Origin of the sequence: Bowmanella dokdonensis, from assembly GCF_017254865.1 — a bacterium.
GTDB classification, from domain to species: Bacteria; Pseudomonadota; Gammaproteobacteria; order Enterobacterales; family Alteromonadaceae; genus Bowmanella; species Bowmanella dokdonensis.
In genome coordinates, this window is record NZ_JAFKCV010000026.1 from 1 (window position 1) to 18126 (window position 18126).

The window sequence follows — 18126 nt, forward strand, 5'->3', positions numbered from 1 at the left end:
TGCTGCTTAATGGCCTTGATGATTTGTTCTTCGGTATAACGTTTTTTCATTCTGAGATCTCCATTGGCTCCAGTTTATTGGAAATCTCATCAAAGTCATGGTGTTAAATCTGGGGAGAAGGTCAGAGTTGCGCCAAAAAAGTTGCTTTGATCAATGGAAGGTTGATTTAAGGCAAAGTCGTTTGGTTCTCCCCCCAGTTCTGCCCACGGGGCGTCCATCGGTGTGACTATAAATTCAGCTTGAACTTCCTCACTTTCTGTCATGCCCTCTTTATAGGCTTTAACCCTTAAAACGGTGCTTTCTGTAAAAACCAGCGGTTCTTCATAAAGTGTGGAACTCTCGCTAACTTCTGTATTGTCCAGAGTATAAAAAATGGCTGTGTCTTCAGTCTGCGACTCAATTTTGACCGTGACAGATCCATTAAAAGTCCCCCCATCAGGTAGAATGAACGGGGCTGATACAACGTCGGCCAAGATAAATCTTGCGTTGACAGAGCAGTCATCCATTACTGGAGCTGTTTGAAAAACATTTTCACTAATAAGGAGCCCACTACATCCGTTTACCTCATCTAAGCGGTAGCCCGGCTCGGCAACTACATCAAAATCTGCTGTTTTGCCGTGTTCTACCTCTACTTCTGAGGGATTTATAGCCCCGCCCTCATCAGAGGTGGCTTGAACAGAATAGCCCTGGATTGTGTAGGTTTTGCTGATTGGACTGCTTGGTGTTAGGCCATCTTTAAAAGCTTTGGCATTGATCGTTGTCGTCTTAGTTAATTTGAACGATGAGCTGTATTGTGGAGAAGCTAGAGTCACTGGTGAGCCATCTAGCGTATATCGGACTATCGCTCCAGAAGTAGCGCTATTGAGAGTGACTTCTATTATTCCTTTGTGATACTCGGTACCGGGAAAGAATGTCGGAGTAAGGACAGAATCGTCTGGAATCGCTATGGGGTTTGAGGGAAGCGACCAAGCAGAACAGTTTCCATGACAAGCTGCCACTTTGTACTCATAGGTTGAGCCCGGATTTAGATCAGTAAAAGTTTCTTGATTAACATCGCCAACTCGAAATCCAGCGCCCCAACTTCCACTGTCTTTCCTTTGGCTAATTTCATAGCTACTGGCTTGGGCCACTTTACTCCATGTGACGGTAATATTTTTACCCTGGACAGTCGCACCAGGTTTAGCTGGGATTGCTGGAGTATCTGGGATAGTTATGTCAGTTGTAGTAGCTGACCAATAGGAGCAATTGCTACCATTACAGGCAGATACCTGATATTCGTAAGTGGCACCAAGTTGCAAGCTGTTAAATGGATAATTTAAGATGTTTCCAACATTTATTGGACTTTGCCACGTACCACCGTTAACACGTTGACGGACTTTGTAACTATTGGCTTGAGATACCTGAGACCACGACACATTAATATCGTACCCATTTAGTTGTGATGTGACATTAGACGGGATCGGAATCACTATCTGCTTATATGAGACAGTTACATTACAGTTATTAAAAATCGCATCGGTAATAAATCGACTTCCTTCTCGACGTCCAGTGCATCCAGTTATTTGGTCTATCTCAAAGCCGCTTAGAGGTGAGAGATCGAAATATGTTGAATTACCTCTTAGTTCTTCGCGGTAGGAAGGTGAAATACCTCCCCCCATTCCAGAAATCAAGCCATTCAAGTAATATGGTACATCTGAACTATTACTATCGATTGACCAGGCGCAATTACCTGGTAAACAGACTCTAACCTGAAAATGATAGGTCCCAGGTCCCATTCCATAGTATGTATAATTTAGGGCTGTACCTGCGTTTACCGGGGTACTATAAGCGCCGCCATTATGCTTGTATCTGACTGAATAAGAAGCAGCCCCACTAATCCCCCCCCAGCTTACAGTAATACTGGCACCTTGCACTGAGGCTGATGGTTTGGCAGGATGAGCCACTATTGAAGTGCCAGAAGAGGTAGGTCCAAAGTTTCCACAACCCAAGCTGTTACAAGCCTGAACCTTATAGTAATAAGTCCCCACGTTCTTCGTGCGAGAAATCGACCTATTTGTTCCAGAATAAATTTCTCCACTTTGCTCTCCTTGTACCTTGTACGACTGTGGAGATCCAACAGACTGATTCCAGCTAATGTTGTAAGGGATGTTCGCAAAAGCTTTACTGGGAGTATTAAGAGAGGAGGGTGATAATGGCGGATTTAACGTGACGCCAACACTCTTTGTACTTCCACAGCCGACATTACTCGGGTTACAGGCTTTGATAACATAGGTAAACGTCCCTTTGGGTGAAGTTGGACTGACAGATTTAGAATAGTAGCTTTGTGAACCAACTTGAGTGACAACGGGAATCTGACGCTTTACACCGCTGGGAGACATTTCTGAAATTTCATAATATCCCCCGGGGATTATCCCCCAGCACTGTTCCAACTGAGAGTTGCACTACCGTTCAAATAAAGCGTTGGCGGTGAGACTGTTAGATTCTGAACCGGGCCTGGTGATGTATAAACATAGACCCTTTGATATGGGCTAGGGCTGCTGCATTCATGATAGCTACACATCTTAAACTTGTAATAGCGATATCCATAGGTGCTGTGGCTTCTTGTTGTCTGACTGCCTTGATATGGACCACCAAAAATTTTTGTATAACCAGTGTTTGGACTCGAACTTTCATATATTTCAACCCATTCAATTAATCTAGAGCCCGAAAATACCGGGTTAGCTTTGATTGTGTAGGCTGCCTTTATTGGCTGGAAGTTGCCACCAATTATTGTCGGTGGAGAATTAGGCGTTATGGGTGGTTCGTAACAGTCATCTGCCGGCTGGGAGCTACCAGCAGGGAAACCTTGAAGTGGGGGACAATCTGGCTGCGGGAACTGACTCGTTTCAGATATCAAGCTCGTCTCAGCCAAGCAGATTTCACTGAATTCTCGAGTCAGGGGTGAGAACAGCAAATCTTTGCAGGTCTCTGCTTCATGAGGCACTCCATCTGCAATTGGCTCTCCGTTTGGATCAGACAACTCACCGAATTCGTTAAATCCTCCTCCTGAAGAATGACGCCTTGCTAAGAATAATGGTCCATTAGCTTCCAATCTAAGATAGAGTGTCGAATACCAACTGGGATCCCAATTATACCGTGCAAGCTTAGGTGTCGGTGATTCACTGGATTGAGGAATAAGCTGACCAATTTCGTTGCTGAGCCAAAGCTGATGGGGTTGATTGGTGACCGTTGACAGCAATAGCAGGTCATCCTGACCATCATCGTCATAGTCCCTGACCTTCAATGTCCAATTGTTTGATGACACTGATAGTGATTGACGAAAAGTTACCTCAATGACCGTTTCTAAAGCCTCAACGGCAAATAGTGAAATTACATTTGAACTCTTGTTCCAAACTACAACCTCATCAGTATTGTTGCTGTCAAAATTGCCTGAAATCATTTCGAGGTTATCGAAGGAGGCGGGCAAAGCTAAGCCTGATGCCGTTGCATTTTGAAGACTCAAAATACCACTATGATTGCCAAAGATGAGGTGGATTTCGCCACTTTCAGCGACTACCAATACATCATCTAAACCATCACCGTTTAAATCACCTATGACAGCTTTTCGCTGCATATCTACCAAAGGTAAATCCGTTAGCTCTATGGCATCACCATATGATATGGAGCCATCTTGCCACTGCAATAAGCTGTAGGAGGAGGTGTTGATGGATTCTTTTGCCAAAAGAAGCGTGTCTGGCCAATCATCACCATTGAAATCACCAAAAAGTTGCTGGTGGCTTTCATCTGACCATGTGGATGCTTGAGAAGATATCCCAATTAAGAACGACGCGAACAAGGCAATAAATGCCTTGCAGTATGAATTCCCTTTCATTGTGCTAATTACTTATTATTTTGATTATTAAACAGTCAGAAGCTACCACCAGTCTAATTATGTGTAAACAATATATTTACAAATAGTGCAATCACTATCAGTTAATCAGGCGACCACAGGGTATTCATGCGGGCTCTTTAAACATCCCCTAATCAGATGTTCGTAAATGAAACACCTGACATTGATTCTCAAGCCTGGGGCCCTGGGCCAGGTTGGTGCCTTCAGCCAGGCCACAGTTGGCCAGGTTTACCAGTTGCTTGGAGTAGCGGTTTTCCAGCAGTACACCGCCACCGGCTTTAGGTGTCAGGCGCCACTGGGCGGTTTTCGCCGCGCAGTCGGCCAGTTGCAGGTTGGCGCCGGGCACGACCGCATCATTCTCGGTGGCCAAACACAGGGACGGGGCGTTTTGCGGATGCAACTGGAAATAGCCGGTGTCGGTATGCTTAAAGGTCCAGCGCTGGTTGTCCCCATGGTTCCAGGCCGCCTGCTGCACATTGGCCCCAGCCGTTTGTCCGGCTGACGCCACCGTCTTTCCGGATTGCTGGCTAAGCAGCACCACCTCGCCCATGGGCTGTAAACGCCACTGGCTGCAGGCACTGTCGGTCTGCTGGAGCACAGCCTGATTGGCCGAGGCCGAACAACCGGCAATCCCCAGGGCCAGGCCCGTGTGACGGTTCTTTATCTGGCTATGACCATCCTGGCCGGTCCCAAGGGACCACTGCTGACAGGCATTGTTGCGCCAGGCGGCTTCCTGAATGCGGGCATTGTTGCTATCGCTGCAATTGGCCAGCTCCAGGAACTTACTGCTCTCGCCGTTGGCAAGACGATAATAGCCGTCGGTGGTGGGATCCAGTACCCAGCGACCGTTATTGACCGTGCAGTTGGCCTGCAAGGCGCGGTTATCCTGAGGATCCGAGGCGATATCCAGGCACAGCTCACTGGTGGCATTGATCAGTTGATAAGGCTGGCCCTGAACGCGGGTGACCAGGGGACCGTCCTCACCGGAGGGCGGCGCCACCACCACTCCGGGGGTCAGGGGTTTGCCGAAATTGGGCGTGCCATCCTCGTTCCAGGTGAACTTCTGCGCACGCAGGGAGCGGGTGGCACTGCAGCCATGCTCCACCGAATCGTTGCCGTGGTAAACGAGCCACTCCTCGCTGCCATCCGGCGACTGGAAAAAGCCGTTGTGACCGGGGCCAAACACCGTATCGGTGCGGGAAAACACCGGTTGGGGGTATTTTTTCCAGTGCTCGCGATTAAGGGGATCGTTCCCTACCAGCTCCATCAGGCCCAGCTTGTAGTCCGGGGTATTACAGAAGCTTGCCGAATAGGTCATAAAGGTGCGGCCGTTACGCTGCAAAATCTCGGCGCCCTCGGTGACCTTGCGGCCGCTGATCTCCCAGTCCAGTTGAGGTCGGGTCAGGATGGTATGGGGGCTGCCGGGTTTAAGACTCCAGGGGGTGTCCATCTCGGCAATAATATTGAGCTGTTCATCCCCCTGCCACTGGGAATAAATCACATACAGCTTGCCGTCCTGCTCCAGGTAGTTGCCGTCGATATTCCACACATTGGGCATCAGGGCACCTTTGTATTCATAAGGCCCCATGGGATCGTCCCCGGCGCTTTCCAGTACGTTCAGATGCTGATGATCCAGAGTGCCGTCCTGCCCGGCGGTGTACATCATGTACCAGCGATAGCCGTTGGGTCCCTTCAGACGATGAAACTCAAAGGCCCAGAAATTACAACAACGCTTGGGGTCGGTGGACGACCACACATTGACCGGGGTGGCGTCCGCCAGTCCTTCCAGAGTCGGCGATTTACGCATCACCAGCTCAGAGGTCCAGGTGGTGGTGGTCAGGTAATAGTTGCCGTCCCAGTATTCCAGCCAGGGATCGGCACCATTGGGAAACAGCGGATTGGTAAAGCTGCCCTGCTGTGTTGTATCCGGCTTGTCCGCTTTGGCGTTCTGCTCAGAAGTGGTGCTACAGCCTGCCATTATCAGGGTAAAAAAAATCAGCAGGCACAGGCTACGAATTGGCTTGGATAGGTTGTTCATCAGCACTTAATCTCATTTCTAAATCAAAAACAGGGGCGGGTATCCGCTTCGATTCGCCCCGGTTCGGCCATCAGGCCTGCTCTTCATAGGGTGGAAAAGCGATAGACGATGCGGGTGTGGTAGGTTTCACCCGGACGCAATACGGTGGAGGGGAATGTGCTCTGATTCGGCGAGTCAGGATGATGCTGAGGCTCCAGGCAGAATCCGCTGCGATGGGCATAATTAACGCCCTTGCCTGTCAGGCTGCCATCGAGGAAGTTACCCGAGTAAAACTGCACAGCAGGCTCAACGGTCAGCACTTCCAGCACCCTGCCGGTGGTGGGTTCGCTGACCCTGGCCGCCAGCACCAACTCCTCGTTGTCCTGCCCTTTAAGCACAAAGTTATGGTCGTAGCCCAGGCCCAGCCGGAGTTGCTCATGGTCGCCGCCGATATCGCGCCCAATGGTCTTGGCGCTGCGAAAATCAAAAGGAGTGCCTTCAACCGGCATCATCTCGCCGGTGGGGATCAGTCCCTCGGCCACCGGAGTAATAGCATCAGCTGGGATCATCAGCTTATGGTCGAGAATGTCCCCTGTGCCTGCCAGGTTAAAGTAACTGTGCTGGGTCAGATTGACGATGGTGGGTTTGTCAGTGGTGGCACTGAAACGCATATCCAGTTCGTTGTCGTTATTCAGCTCATAAGTGACGGTGGTGGTAAGGGTGCCCGGATAGCCCTGATCGTCGTCAGGACTGACCAGGGTCAACACCACACCGGCGCTGCTGTCCGTGGTAAAGGGCTGCATATCCCAGACCTTTTTGTCGAAGCCCTGGATGCCGCCGTGCAGGTGATTGACCCCGTCGTTGGTATCCAACTGGTAAGTCGTGCCGTCCAGGGTAAAGCGGCCATTGGCAATACGGTTACCATAACGGCCAATCAGGGCGCCGAAATAGGGATTGGAGGAGGCGTATTCCTCCAGGCTGTCCAGCCCAAGCACGATATCGCCCAGCTCCCCCTTGGCATCGGGGGTCAACAGACGGGTGATAATGCCACCGTAGCCAATCACGTCCAATTCCACGCCATGGGCGTTTTTCAGGGTGATCTGGTTAACCTGAGTGCCGTCTTCCAGGGTACCGTAGGCGCTTTGAGTGGCGCTGACTGTTTGTTGCATAGCCTGTGTTTCCGCAAGTGTTGGGGTTTGTGAATCGATCTGCAGATCGCCTTTGGGGGCCGGACTGCATCCACTGATAGCCAGGACCGCCAGCGACAAGCAAGCCAGTCTGCGGCCGTGGCCCAGAATCAGGTTAACGGTTTGTTGGCCGGGATTGGATTGAGATATCCCCTTCATGCTTTACCTTTTTGCAAAAAATTTTGTACTTTTATATTACAATTAAATAAGCAAATGACAAGGAATTCTGTGGATTAAATCTGTATTTGGCCGTTAAGAACCAGAATGCAGTCTATGCCCGCCCGCCTGGCGGCCTGCTGGCCAATCTCGGTGTCTTCGAAGACCACGCACTGCTCAGGGCGCAGACCTAGCTGTTCGGCAACGGTCAAAAAGGTTTCCGGATGGGGCTTGCCGTGGCTGACATCAGTAGCGGTAACCAGGGCATCAATGCGTTCCAGCAGGCCGGTATCTTTCAGCAGTTTTTCCGCATGAGGCCGCTCGGCCCCCGTGCCAATGCCGATTTTCATACTGGGCCGGTAATGATGCAGCACTTCCACTGTTTCTTCGATCAGCGCCGGCACCGAATCCAGTTGTTCCCAGAACTGGCGTTTGCGGGTGGCTACTTCCTCAGGGTCGTGGCTGAGGGCGTATTTTTCATTGAGAATTTCCACCGTCTTTTTGGTGGGTACGCCGCCCAGGCCGTGCATATAGTCATGATGATAGGGGTAGCCGAAAGCTTGACAGGTCAGACGCCAGGCTTCCAGGTGGGAGGGCATGGAATCCACCAGGGTGCCATCCATATCGAAGATAATGCCCTGGTAGCGGCTTAAATCCAGCATAAGGTTTCCTGTGTCACAAAATGGTGAGGACACCATAACAAAAAGGCCGGCCAATCGGCGAGGGACACATTCTCGCCAGTTAGCCAGCCCGTTAACCCCAATAAAGCTTATAAGCCCTGATTCAGATGATAGTACGCCGCACTCTGACGCAGTTCATTCTTCAGGCTGCGGATATTGGTACTGTCATCAATCACCACGGTTTCCACCCCGGCCATGTCGGCAAAGTCGATGACCATATCGGTAGTCACAGACTGGCTGAACACCGTATGGTGTGCGCCGCCGGCATGGATCCAGGCGGCAGCGGCCACTGACAGGTTGGGCTTGGGCTCCCACAGGGCTGAGGCCACCGGCAGATTTGGGGTATTGGCCGGCGGGGCGACGGTCTCTACCTCGTTGATCAAAAAGCGGAAGCGGTTACCCAGATCGATAGGCGACACGTTGATGGCAGGTCCCGTGGCGGCACTGAACAGCAGGCGGGCCACGTCACATTTCACGCCGATGGTATGATGGTGTACTTCCAGACGCGGTTTTTGCGCAGCGATGGACGGACAGACCTCCAGCATGTGGGCGCCCAGCACCTGGTCGCGGCTGCCGAAGTTATAGGTGTAGTCTTCCATAAAGGAGCAGCCGCCCTTGCGGCCCTGCCCCATCACTTTCAGGATGCGCACCATGGCCGAGGTTTTCCAGTCCCCTTCAGCGCCGTAACCATAGCCGTTGGCCATCAGTCGCTGGGTGGCTAATCCAGGCAGTCCGGACAGGCCAGACAGGTTCTCGAAGCAGTTGGTAAAGGCACCGAAGCCGCCTTTGTCCAAAAAGCGCTGCATGCCCAGCTCCAGTTTGGCTTCGTTTTTGAGCATTTTTAGCTGATAGTCGTCTTCGAATACGCCGCCGGCAATCTCGTAGTCATTGCGATACAAATCCAGCTGGGCCTTGATATCGGCGTCGCTGACCTCGTTCACCACCGCGGCCAGATCCGCCACGCTGTAGGCATGCACTTCATAGCCGAATTGAATCTGAGCGGCGACCTTGTCCCCTTCGGTAACCGCCACCTGGCGCATGTTATCGCCAAAGCGGGCCACCTTCAGATGACGGCTCTCGTCCCAGCCCAAAGCGGCACGGCACCAGTCATCCATATCCTTTTGTACGGCTTTGCTCTGCCAGTGGCCCACTACCACCTTACGCTCTTTGCGCATACGGGTACCGATAAAGCCAAATTCACGACAGCCGTGGGCGCTCTGGTGGGTGTTCATGTAGTTCATGTTGATATCATCCCAGGGCAATTCGGCGTTGAACTGGGTATGCAGGTGAAGCCAGGGCTTGCGCAGCTCATTGAGGCCGGCAATCCACATCTTGGCCGGGGAGAAGGTATGCATCCACAGGATAAGTCCCACACATTCCCTGCTGGCATTGGCCTGCTGGCATACCGCATGGATCTCTTCGGGGGTCTTGACGGTGGGTTTGCACACCAGTTTCACCGGTAAATTGGCGCTCTGGTTTAAGCCGGATACTATGGTCTGGCTGTCATCGGCGACGGTGGCCAACACTTTGGGGCCGTATAAATGCTGTGAGCCGGTGACAAACCAGATTTCTTTGTTAGCGAAGTTGTTCATATTCACCTCTTAAAATTTTGTGACGACCGGCTCAGCTTTTCTGGCCGTAGTAGGCATCTTTGCCGTGTTTACGTAAATAATGTTTGTCCAGAATGGCCTGGCTCAGCAGGCTGCCCTGGGGGGCGAGTGTGCGGGTCAGATAGGCCATCCGGGCGATTTCTTCTAAAAGCGCGGCGTGATACACGGACTTGGCTGCATCCACGCCCCAGGTAAAAGGTGCGTGACCGGCCACGATCACCATAGGCGCGGCCATCGGGTCCTGACCCCGGTAGCATTCAGTAATCTGCACGCCGGTTTCTTCCTCGTAGTCCCGCTTGATCTGCTCATCAGTCATCTCCGCCGTACAGGGGATCTCCCCATGTACAAAGTCCGCATGGGTGGTACCCAGGCAGGGAATCGGCATTTTGGCTTGTGCCCAGGCGGTGGCATAGGTCGAATGGGTATGGGTCACTCCACCGATGGCATCGAAATGCCGGTACAGATGGGTGTGGGTCTTGGTATCAGACGAGGGTCTGAGCTTGCCTTCAACAATTTGGTTGTCCAGGTCGACAATGACCATATCCTCTGGCTGCATCTTCTCGTAAGACACGCCGCTGGGTTTGATGGCGATGACGCCCTTTTGCCGGTCAATCTGCGATACATTACCGAAGGTATAGATCACCAGGTTGCGCACCTGCAGCTCCATATTGGCCTCGTAGACCTGGCGTTTGAGCTCGGTATAACTCATGACTTGGCTCCGTTGACATACTGGCCCAGGGCCTGGTACCTCTGGTACAGGCGGTCGTAGACAGCCGCCTTGTCGGCGTTGGGCAGATAGGTTCTGTGCACCGGCGAGGCCATTACCGCCTGGGCGCTGGCCACATTGGCATGGGCGCCGCCGGCGACCGAGGCAAAAATGGCCGCCCCCAGGGCGCAGCTCTGCTCGCTTTGCAGCACTTCGATGGGACAGTTCCACACATCCGCACAGGTCTGCATAACAAAGTGGGATTTCTTGGAAATACCGCCTATCACCACAATGGAGTCAATGGGTACGCCTTCATCACGAAAACGCTCGGTAATGGCCCGGGAGCCAAAGGCGGTGGCTTCCACCAGCGCTTTGAATATCTGTGGCGCCTGACTGCCCATCTTCAGACCGGTGATGGCCATGCTGACGGTCTGATCCGCATCCGGAGTGCGCCGTCCGTTGATCCAATCCAGCGCAGTAATCCCCGATTCGGATTGGGGCAACTGACTGGCGGCCTGGGACAGGGACGCCAGGGTCCGCTCTTCCAGGGCCTGCAACAGTTTGTCTACCTGCTCCGGGGCAAGCTCGGGCAACAGTTCCCTGGCCGGCCACAACAACAAGTCCTTAAACCAGGCATAGAGATCGCCAAAAGCCGACTGACCGGCTTCCAGCCCCACCATGCCTGGTAGCACCGAGCCGTCCACCTGACCGCAGATACCGCGCACCGACTTGCCCTCTAGCTGGGCGGGTTGGGTGACGGTGATATCGCAGGTGGAGGTGCCCATGACTTTGGTCAGTACGCCGGGGCGGACATTGGCGGCAACTGCGCCCATATGGCAGTCAAATGCGCCATAGCCAATGGCAATACCGGCTTGCAGGCCGAGGCGCTCGGCCCAGTCTTCGGTCAGATAACCCGCCACCTTATCAGAGGTCTGGGTCTGCGGATTAAGGGTAGTGACCAGCCCATCCAGCAAAGGATCGATGGACTTGAAGAAACTGTTGGGAGGAAAGCCATCCCATTGGGCATTCCACATCAACTTATGACCGGCGGCGCAGCGACCCATGCGGAACTTGTCCGGATGGTTGGTGCCGGCCAGCACGGCGGTGATCCAGTCGCAATGTTCGACCCAGGACCAGGCGGCAGCCCGCACCTTTTCATCACTACGCAACACATGCAACGCTTTGGCCCAGAACCATTCGGACGAGTAGATACCGCCCATATGCTTGAGGTAATTGGTCTGTGCGCGGTTGGCGGCAGCCGTGATCTCAGCGGCCTCTTTAACCGCGGTATGGTCTTTCCACAACACGAACATGGCATTGGGGTTGTCAGAAAATTCCCGCAACAGGGCCAGCGGCACGCCTTCTTTATTAATGGCAACGGGGGTTGAACCGGTGGTATCGAAACTCAGGCCGATGACGCGTTCTGCTGCCCCTTGCGGGGCCTTTTTCCATAGTCCTTGTAATACCAGTTCGAGACTGTCCAGATAATCCTGTGGATGCTGGCGGAACTGATCCCTGGCCGGTTCGCAGTACAAGCCTTTTGACCAGCGGGGATAAAACACCAGATGGCTGGCAATTTCAGCGCCGGTGGCGGTATCTACCAACAGCGCCCGTACAGAATCGGAACCGTAGTCCAGTCCCAGGGCATAACGTGACATAGCAAACCTTTAAACTCTGACAAAATAGTCAAACAACTTATTTGTATGATAATATCAACATTCTCACCTTGTAAAGATAATATAAAAATAATATTGGCTAAAACGAGAATTCTGAACTCCGCCGGGCAACTCTCCACCCGGTCAGTAAAAATCAGGCTTTGAAGGAAAGTGCGCACAATGACGGCAGTCTTTGACCACTCAACCTTCAGGCTCAATTGTTAAATTTGTATGATAAAATGGAAGCCTTATGTCCAACCAATTACAACAACTCAAAAGCATGACCACAGTAGTGGCCGACACCGGTGACTTTGAGGCCATTGCGGCTTATCAGCCACAGGATGCCACTACCAATCCTTCCCTGATCCTTAAGGCCATCCAGCAGCCCAAATACCGGCACCTGGCTGAAGAAGCATTGACCTGGGCCCGGAGTCAGGCCAGTGAAACAGACACTGTGGCACTGGCGGCCGATAAGCTGGCGGTATTGCTGGGCAGCAAGCTGATGCAGCAGGTACCGGGGCTGGTCTCCACCGAGGTGGACGCACGGTTGTCATTCGATTCCATGGGCACCATCGAAAAAGCCCATCATCTGATAGAGATGTATCGCCAGCAGGCGGTGGACACCAGCCGGGTACTGATCAAAGTGGCGGCCACCTGGGAAGGCATTCAGGCTGCCCGGGTGCTTGAGCAGCAAGGTATTCGCTGTAATCTGACTTTGCTGTTCAGCTTTGCTCAGGCCAGGGCCTGTGCCGAAGCAGGGGTTTATCTGGTCTCGCCCTTTGTGGGCAGGATCCTGGACTGGTTTAAAAAGCAATTCCCAGAGCAGGACTTCAGCGGGGATAAGGATCCCGGTGTGCAGTCGGTCAGCCAGATTTATACTTACTTCAAGCAGCACCAGTATTCCACCATCGTCATGGGGGCGAGCTTTCGCAATATAGGCGAGATCCAGCACCTGGCCGGTTGTGACAGGCTGACCATCAGCCCTACCCTGCTTGAGGAACTGGCCAACTGTCATGGACCACTGCCCAGGCAACTAACGTCCGGGGTGGAGGTGAAAACACGGCCGGCTCAACTGACCGAACAGCAGTTCCGCTGGATGATGAATGAGGATGCCATGGCCACAGAAAAACTCAGTGAGGGGATCCGCCAGTTCGCTTTGGATCAGGCCAAGCTGGAAGCCTTGCTCAGCGAACTGTTGTGCAGGTAATCCAAGGAATAACCACAGAGACACAGAGAGCACAGAGATTGCTGGGGGTATAAGAACTCGCTCCCCCTGCCCACTTCGTGCTCTTCGTGTCCTTAGTGGTAAAAATTTAACTCGACAGTACCACCACGAAGGGCACGAAGGGACACGAAGAATTATTCTATCCTTTCCACTTTGCGTTCTCTGTGTCTCTGTGGTTCCCTTATTTCTTCAGAAGGCCCTCGGCCAGCTCCAGTACCCTTTCCACGGTAAAGCCGAAGTGTTTGAGCAGCATCGGGCCCGGCGCCGATTCACCAAAGCTGTGCATGCCCAGAATCGCGCCGTCCCGGCCTACATATTTGTACCAATAGTCCACATGGGCCGCCTCAATGGCCAGCTTGGGCACCGCGTCCGGCAGTACCTGGCGCTGGTAATCCGCAGACTGTGCATCAAACACGTCGGTACTGGGCATGGACACCACTCTTACTTTGTATCCCTTATCTGACAGAGCTGCTGCCCCCTGCATAGCCAGGTCCACTTCGGAACCGGTGGCAATCAGAATAAGATCAGGCTGTCCACTGCCATCACGCAGGATATAGCCGCCTTTGCCAATGTCAGCGACTTGCTCTGCATTGCGGGCCATGGGGACGGTATTCTGACGACTGAAAACCAGGGCCGAGGGGCCATCGGTATGCGCCAGGGCATAACGCCAGGCCACCGCGGATTCGGCGGCGTCACAGGGACGCCAGGTGGACAGATTCGGCGTCATCCGCAAGGTAGCCAATTGTTCGATGGGCTGATGGGTGGGGCCGTCTTCCCCCTGACCGATAGAATCATGGGTGTAGACAAAGATGCTGTGAGCTTTCATCAGGGCGGCCATACGCACCGCATTGCGGGCGTATTCCATAAACATCAAAAAGGTGGCGCCGAAGGGAATAAAGCCACCATGCAGGGCGATGCCGTTGATAATGCTGCTCATGCCAAACTCGCGCACCCCGTAATAGAGGTAGTTTCCATCCCTATGATCCTGTAAGCCTCTGGCCTTAGGCCAGAGCGTAAGATTGGATCCGGCCAGATCCGCCGAGCCGCCGAGCAGCTCCGGCAGACAGGCGGCAAAGGCTTCGATACTGTTTTGCGAAGCCTTGCGGGTGGCGATATTCGCGGCCTGTTGCTGACAGGACTGTATCCAGGCGTCGGCCTTTTCGGCAAAATCCGCCGGCAGCGTGCGCGCTACCACCCGGCGCTGATATTCAGCAGCCAGCTCTGGATATTCCTGCTGATATTGCTCGAACAGCATCAGCCATTCGCGCTCCAGGTCTTTGCCTTTAGCTCTGGCATCCCATTGCTGGTAGATCTCATCCGGCACCTCAAACGGCGGATACGGCCAGTTGAGTTGCTTACGCACCGCCTCAACTTCATCCTCACCCAACGGCGCGCCGTGGCAGTCGTGAGTACCGGATTTATTCGGTGAGCCGAAGCCAATAATGGTTTTACAACAAATCAAGGTGGGCTTGTCGGAAACCGCCTGCGCCAGCTCAATGGCGGCGGTGATGGCTTCCTCATCGTGGCCGTCCACGTGGCGAATAACGTGCCAACCGTAGGCCTCAAAACGTTTGGGCGTATCGTCGGTGAACCAGCCTTCTACATGACCGTCAATGGAAATACCATTGTCATCCCAAAATGCGATCAGCTTGCCCAGCTTCAACGTGCCGGCCAATGAGCAGGCTTCATGGGAGATGCCCTCCATCAGGCAGCCATCGCCCAAAAAGGCATAGGTATAGTGATTGACCAGATTAAAGCCGGGCCGGTTAAACTGAGCCGCCAGGGTCTTTTCCGCCACAGCCATTCCCACAGCATTGGCGATGCCGGCACCTAAAGGCCCGGTGGTGGTTTCCACGCCCGGCGTATAACCGTATTCGGGATGCCCGGGCGTGCGCGAGTGCAACTGGCGGAAACGTTTTAGATCTTCCATGCCCAGATCATAGCCGCTTAAGTGCAGCAGGGAGTAAACCAGCATGGAGCCATGGCCGTTTGATAATACAAACCTGTCCCGGTCAGACCAGGCCGGATTGGCCGGATTATGCTTGAGAAAGGTTCGCCACAATACGGTGGCAATATCCGCCATGCCCATGGGCGCGCCGGGATGACCGGATTTGGCTTTTTGCACCGCATCCATGGAAAGCATACGAATGGCATTGGCCAGGGGGTTGTTCTTGGGCATGCAAAGCTCCTTGAGTAGTATTATATTACAATTAATATCTCAAAGGGCAGCGCAATAGGCAAGTCAAAATCCGGCTGGTAATCCTCTGGGTCTCTGCTTTACTTAATCCTTGTCAGGCACATACCCAGTATAAGAAGCTGCCGTACAGGCGAACAATAGCCCGGATAACCGGCAGCGCCCCTTAAGCTGGGATGGCCTGGCGCCTAGTAGTTCTCCAATATGAAATATTAAAAAACCCCGCAGATGCGGGGTTTTTCATATTCCGGCAGGTAAAATCAGGCGTTACCTTGAACCTTCATTCTATGCTGGGCGGCAAACTCCAGCATACGATCCAGTGGTATCAAGGCTTTAATCCTGGTCTGCTCATCGACGAAAATTTCATGGCCGTTATTGTCGGTCAGAGCCTCTTCGATTGCCTTGAGGCCGTTCATGGCCATCCAGGGACAATGGGCGCAACTCCTACAGGTGGCACCGTTACCTCCGGTCGGCGCTTCCAGGAAGGTCTTGTCCGGCGCCGCCTGCTGCATCTTATAAAAGATGCCCCTATCCGTAGCCACAATCAGCTTGTCGTTAGGTAGGGTCTGAGCGGCCTTAATCAACTGAGATGTGGAACCCACCGCATCGGCCATGGCTACCACGTTATCCGGCGACTCGGGGTGAACCAGGATAGCAGCTTCCGGATATTGCTCTTTGAGGGCGGCCAGGGCACGGGCTTTGAACTCGTCATGCACTACGCAGGCGCCCTGCCACATCAGCATATCTGCACCGGTTTGTTTCTGGATATAGGTACCCAGGTGGCGATCCGGCCCCCACAGGATCTTTTTGCCCTGGCTGTCCAGGTGCTCGACGATTTCAAGGGCAATACTTGAGGTCACCACCCAGTCGGCGCGCGCCTTTACCGCCGCAGAGGTATTGGCATACACCACCACCGTTCGGTCGGGATGGGCATCGCAGAACGCACTGAAACGGTCGATGGGGCACCCCAGATCCAGTGAACAGGTTGCCTCTAGGGTCGGCATCAGCACGGTTTTCTCGGGGCTGAGAATTTTGGCCGTCTCACCCATAAATTTGACGCCGGCGACTATCAGGGTCTGTTCGTCTGCATCACGGCCAAAGCGGGCCATTTCCAGTGAATCCGACACACAGCCGTTAGTTTCCTCCGCCAGGGCCTGGATCTCAGGATCCGTATAATAATGGGCCACCAATACGGCATTCTTTTCTTTCAGCAAACGCTTGATGCGCGCCTTATACGCCAGCTTGTCCTCGTCACTCAAAGGACGGGGTTTGGCAGGAAAGACGTAATCAAGGCTGTCAACTGTCTGAGTCTGGATCATAGTGCTGTTCGGCATAACTTCTGGGGCGCGAATTATACATGTGCTGTTCAAAAAATCATATTCTCCTGTCTGGGCGTCCCTCCGTGGTCGATAAGGTTATTTCAGTGCCTTTGACAGCGACTGGCTGATTTTTATCCATTAATTCCCTATGCTGGTAGAAAAAAGGAGAGGTTATGTGGGTTGAAGGCAGGGTGGTCGATCGAATCGACTGGAACGACAAGCTGTTTTCCCTTTTTATCGAGGCGGATATCGGCAACTTTATTCCCGGTCAGTTTATCAAAGTCGGACTGGATATTGGCGATAAGCGCATCGGCCGGGCCTATTCCCTGGTTAATGCCCCTGACAGTCCCGCCCTGGAAGTTCTGTTGGTGTCAGTGGAGGATGGTCTGCTTTCCCCGGCACTTGCCAGATTAAATCCCGGCGATGCCATCCAGGTCAGCAGCAAAGCCAGCGGTTATATGACGCTGGATGAGATCAGCCAGGGTAAACATCTCTGGATGCTGGCCACAGGCACCGCTGTAGGGCCCTTTATTGCCATGCTCAGAACACCCCAACCCTGGCAGCGCTTCGAACGCCTGGTGCTCTGTTATGGGGTAAGACTGGCTCGGGATCTGGCCTACCTGGAGGAACTGCAGGCCCTGCAAAGTGCCAACCCGCAGCAATTCAGCCTGATTCCCTGTGTCACCCGGGAGAAAATACCCGATATGATGCAGATTCGGCTGCCGGAAGCGCTCAGAACAGGTCAGTTGGAACAAGCCGCCGGATTGAAAATCAGCCCTGAGCAGAGCCAGTTCATGCTGTGCGGTAATCCAGGCATGGTCAGTGATGCCCAGCAAATCCTGCTGGACAGGGGACTGCAGAAAAACCTTAAACGCAAACCCGGCCATATCACCATGGAGCGTTATTGGTAGTCGATCAGGTATGGATAAACAACCCTGAACCTGCGCGGTTAAAGGCCACAAAACAATTAATTTCGGCCCTTATAGCGCTAAACTTCTTCTAATCGCCTATAAATACAGCATTCAGTAAGAAAAATCTCCCTTGCGGACAGATTTGGGTTGCACGAGGTCAGGATTTAAGTATTATATGCGCCCGTTGCGGCAGACAGCAAACACAGTGGGTCGTTAGCTCAGTTGGTAGAGCAGTTGACTTTTAATCAATTGGTCGCTGGTTCGAATCCAGCACGACCCACCACTTTTTCTCAGGCCCTCCCCGACATGAGAAAAGCAAAAATTTCTGTCACATCATCCAAGATTGTGGGTCGTTAGCTCAGTTGGTAGAGCAGTTGACTTTTAATCAATTGGTCGCTGGTTCGAATCCAGCACGACCCACCACATTCTTAAAGACTTCAGAAAGACTCAAGGCTCTACCCCATAAACGGGGGATCAGCACTCAACGTACACGATTAATAACACCATTCCATCCGCAATGGGTCATTACTCTGATCCGGTAGTTTTCAAAATTTCTAAAACCATACGCTCTTCTCGA

12 protein-coding genes and 2 tRNA genes are annotated in these 18126 nt (G+C 52.9%); 4 read left to right on the forward strand and 10 right to left on the reverse strand.

Translation table 11 applies throughout. The features are described from left to right. Positions 1-95 precede the first annotated feature (95 nt). The 8 genes from J0A66_RS21035 to J0A66_RS21070 form a co-directional block, all read right to left on the reverse strand. Positions 96-2429 carry a chitobiase/beta-hexosaminidase C-terminal domain-containing protein gene (locus J0A66_RS21035; RefSeq protein ID WP_206575839.1) on the reverse strand — a complete coding sequence of 778 codons (2334 nt, stop codon included), beginning with the start codon at positions 2427-2429 and terminating at the stop codon, positions 96-98. Beyond that, entirely contained in the window at positions 2408-3871 is a 1464-nt protein-coding gene (locus J0A66_RS21040) for an FG-GAP repeat domain-containing protein (protein ID WP_206575840.1), read from the reverse strand. The genes J0A66_RS21035 and J0A66_RS21040 overlap by 22 nt, the downstream gene beginning before the upstream one ends. 148 nt (positions 3872-4019) lie before the next feature. Further along, on the reverse strand, positions 4020-5927 hold the full coding sequence (locus J0A66_RS21045; RefSeq protein WP_206575841.1) for a family 43 glycosylhydrolase: 1908 nt from the start codon (positions 5925-5927) through the stop codon (positions 4020-4022). Between the two features lie 83 nt (positions 5928-6010). Then, on the reverse strand, positions 6011-7252 hold the full coding sequence (locus tag J0A66_RS21050; RefSeq protein ID WP_241264359.1) for an aldose epimerase family protein: 1242 nt from the start codon (positions 7250-7252) through the stop codon (positions 6011-6013). A gap of 74 nt (positions 7253-7326) precedes the next feature. After that, a complete protein-coding gene (locus J0A66_RS21055; protein ID WP_206575842.1) occupies positions 7327-7911 on the reverse strand; it encodes an HAD family hydrolase in 585 nt (194 codons plus the stop codon). Between the two features lie 107 nt (positions 7912-8018). Next, positions 8019-9521: an L-arabinose isomerase gene (gene araA / locus J0A66_RS21060; RefSeq protein WP_206575843.1), complete on the reverse strand. Its 1503-nt coding sequence runs from the start codon at positions 9519-9521 to the stop codon at positions 8019-8021. Between the two features lie 31 nt (positions 9522-9552). Beyond that, positions 9553-10248 (reverse strand): L-ribulose-5-phosphate 4-epimerase, encoded by a 696-nt coding sequence (locus J0A66_RS21065; protein WP_206575844.1) that lies wholly within the window; start codon positions 10246-10248, stop codon positions 9553-9555. Then, positions 10245-11903, reverse strand: coding sequence for a ribulokinase (locus J0A66_RS21070; protein WP_206575845.1), 1659 nt, complete (start codon positions 11901-11903; stop codon positions 10245-10247). Before J0A66_RS21070 ends, J0A66_RS21065 begins: the two co-directional genes overlap by 4 nt. Before the next feature lie 247 nt (positions 11904-12150). On the opposite strand from J0A66_RS21070, the gene tal reads away from it, so the two are divergent. After that, positions 12151-13107 carry a transaldolase gene (tal, locus tag J0A66_RS21075; protein WP_206575846.1) on the forward strand — a complete coding sequence of 319 codons (957 nt, stop codon included), beginning with the start codon at positions 12151-12153 and terminating at the stop codon, positions 13105-13107. A 199-nt stretch (positions 13108-13306) separates the two neighbouring features. Here tal and tkt read toward each other — a convergent pair whose 3' ends face one another. Continuing rightward, positions 13307-15325 (reverse strand): transketolase, encoded by a 2019-nt coding sequence (gene tkt / locus J0A66_RS21080; protein ID WP_338143933.1) that lies wholly within the window; start codon positions 15323-15325, stop codon positions 13307-13309. 254 nt (positions 15326-15579) lie between these two features. After that, the gene (nadA, locus tag J0A66_RS21085; protein WP_206575850.1) at positions 15580-16638 is read right to left on the reverse strand and encodes a quinolinate synthase NadA; all 1059 of its coding nucleotides are present in this window, start codon (positions 16636-16638) and stop codon (positions 15580-15582) included. A 173-nt stretch (positions 16639-16811) separates the two neighbouring features. On the opposite strand from nadA, the gene J0A66_RS21090 reads away from it, so the two are divergent. The 3 genes from J0A66_RS21090 (at position 16812) to J0A66_RS21100 (ending at position 17972) form a co-directional block, all read left to right on the forward strand. Next, positions 16812-17549 (forward strand): ferredoxin--NADP reductase, encoded by a 738-nt coding sequence (locus J0A66_RS21090; RefSeq protein ID WP_206575848.1) that lies wholly within the window; start codon positions 16812-16814, stop codon positions 17547-17549. 207 nt (positions 17550-17756) lie between these two features. Beyond that, positions 17757-17832: transfer RNA gene (locus tag J0A66_RS21095), tRNA-Lys, on the forward strand. Between the two features lie 64 nt (positions 17833-17896). Beyond that, positions 17897-17972 (forward strand) — tRNA-Lys (locus J0A66_RS21100). Positions 17973-18126 lie beyond the last annotated feature (154 nt).

Coding starts and splice junctions, on each gene's coding strand:
- J0A66_RS21040 (WP_206575840.1), bottom strand. CDS start 3,871: ATGAAAGGGAATTCATACTGCAAGGCATTTATTGCCTTGTTCGCGTCG.
- J0A66_RS21045 (WP_206575841.1), bottom strand. CDS start 5,927: ATGAACAACCTATCCAAGCCAATTCGTAGCCTGTGCCTGCTGATTTTT.
- J0A66_RS21050 (WP_241264359.1), bottom strand. CDS start 7,252: ATGAAGGGGATATCTCAATCCAATCCCGGCCAACAAACCGTTAACCTG.
- J0A66_RS21055 (WP_206575842.1), bottom strand. CDS start 7,911: ATGCTGGATTTAAGCCGCTACCAGGGCATTATCTTCGATATGGATGGC.
- araA (WP_206575843.1), bottom strand. CDS start 9,521: ATGAACAACTTCGCTAACAAAGAAATCTGGTTTGTCACCGGCTCACAG.
- J0A66_RS21065 (WP_206575844.1), bottom strand. CDS start 10,248: ATGAGTTATACCGAGCTCAAACGCCAGGTCTACGAGGCCAATATGGAG.
- J0A66_RS21070 (WP_206575845.1), bottom strand. CDS start 11,903: ATGTCACGTTATGCCCTGGGACTGGACTACGGTTCCGATTCTGTACGG.
- tal (WP_206575846.1), top strand. CDS start 12,151: ATGTCCAACCAATTACAACAACTCAAAAGCATGACCACAGTAGTGGCC.
- nadA (WP_206575850.1), bottom strand. CDS start 16,638: ATGATCCAGACTCAGACAGTTGACAGCCTTGATTACGTCTTTCCTGCC.
- J0A66_RS21090 (WP_206575848.1), top strand. CDS start 16,812: ATGTGGGTTGAAGGCAGGGTGGTCGATCGAATCGACTGGAACGACAAG.